This window comes from Kocuria sp. ZOR0020, from assembly GCF_000800955.1.
Classification (GTDB): Bacteria; Actinomycetota; Actinomycetes; order Actinomycetales; family Micrococcaceae; genus Kocuria; species Kocuria subflava.
Genome location: NZ_JROX01000360.1, coordinates 1 through 1458 on the forward strand (window position 1 = coordinate 1; position 1458 = coordinate 1458).

Here is a 1458-nt window from a genome sequence, read left to right on the forward strand (position 1 = left end):
ATTGACCGGGTTCAACCGGTGGTTGCAACACCGGCTTGTTGGAGCAACAGTAGCTGCTCGTTGAAGGCTTCGGCAGGGGTTCTCCAGCCGAGGGTCTTGCGGGGCCTTGTGTTGAGTGCGTGAGCGACGGCTTCAATCTCCTCTGCCGTCCAGCTCGACAGGTCGGTGCCCTTGGGGAAGTACTGGCGCAGTAGTCCGTTGGTGTTCTCGTTCGTGCCGCGTTGCCAGGGGGACTGCGGATCGGCGAAGAACACCGGGATGCCCGTCTCGACCGTGAACTGTGCGTGAGCGGACATCTCCTTGCCGCGATCCCAGGTCAACGACCTCGCCAGTTGGGCGGGCAGCGTCGACATCGTGCTCGCCAGCGCGTTCTTCATCGTGATCGCGCCATAGCCGGCCAGCGCGGGGCCGTTCTTGGGTGTTTCCTTGTGTCGGTATCCCTTCTCACGGGGGAGGTGGACCAGCATCGTGAACCTGGTCGTGCGGTCGACGACGGTGCCAATCGCTGAGCGCTCGAGCCCAATCAGCAGGTCACCCTCCCAATGGCCGGGAACAGCTCGGTCTCCGGCTTCTGCGGGACGTTCGCTGATCAGCGTTCCAGGAGTGACGTGCGCCCAAGTCTTGCGGCGTGACCGTTCCCGCGGCGCGCGCAGCGCCCGGCCCGTGCGCAGACACCAGACAAGCTCGCGTTTGAGCGCGCCGCGGCCCTGAATGTAGAGGGATTGGTAGATCGCCTCGTGACTGATGCGCATGGACTCATCATCGGGGAAGTCGACCTTGAGCCGGTTGCTGATCTGCTCCGGACTCCACGCCGTGGACCACCCGCGGTGCTTACGGTGGGGCTTGTTGATCCCCGTGAACCGTGGGGGCTCGGGACCGATTATCACCTTGCCATCAGGCGTGGCGATCTGCCCCGATAATCGGTCCTGGACGTAGGTATGCAACCGCACGTTCGTGACCAGCTTCGCCGCCTTCGGGCGTTTCGCGGCCATGTCGGCCTTCCACTGCGCAACCGACGCTCGATACCCGCGACTTCCGTAGCGGACGGCCGCATTCCGGCGCAGCTCACGGGAGATCGTCCCCGGGTTACGGCCTAGAGTTCGAGCGATCTCGCGCACGCCGCGTCCCTGAGCACGCAGGAATGCGATCTCCTCACGCTCAGCGAACGACAGGTAGCGTCCGGTTGGCGTGAACTTCAGATCGAATGGAGGCATGCCGCCAGCGTGGCGGAACCATCGCTGACCGACAGCTTGCGCCACGCCGACCACGGCAGCAGCCTCGATGGGCAATAGCCCCTTGGCGATCTCCGCCCAGAACGCCGCCTCGACATGCCGTTGGAACTTCGGATGCCCAGGGGACCGAAGCTTCGGTCGCTCCGCCCGATCTGCTGCCTGCTGACGACGAACCATCTGACACCTCCCGATCGAGGTGTTGCGACGACCAGTTGAATCCGCCTTG

Annotated in this window: 1 protein-coding gene; it reads right to left on the bottom strand. The window is 64.3% G+C overall.

Annotated features, from left to right (window positions below):
* Window positions 1–11: 11 nt before the first annotated feature.
* Window positions 12–1409 carry an IS30 family transposase gene (locus tag L979_RS13765; RefSeq protein ID WP_029603730.1) on the bottom strand — a complete coding sequence of 466 codons (1398 nt, stop codon included), beginning with the start codon at window positions 1407–1409 and terminating at the stop codon, window positions 12–14.
* Between the last annotated feature and the right edge of the window lie 49 nt (window positions 1410–1458).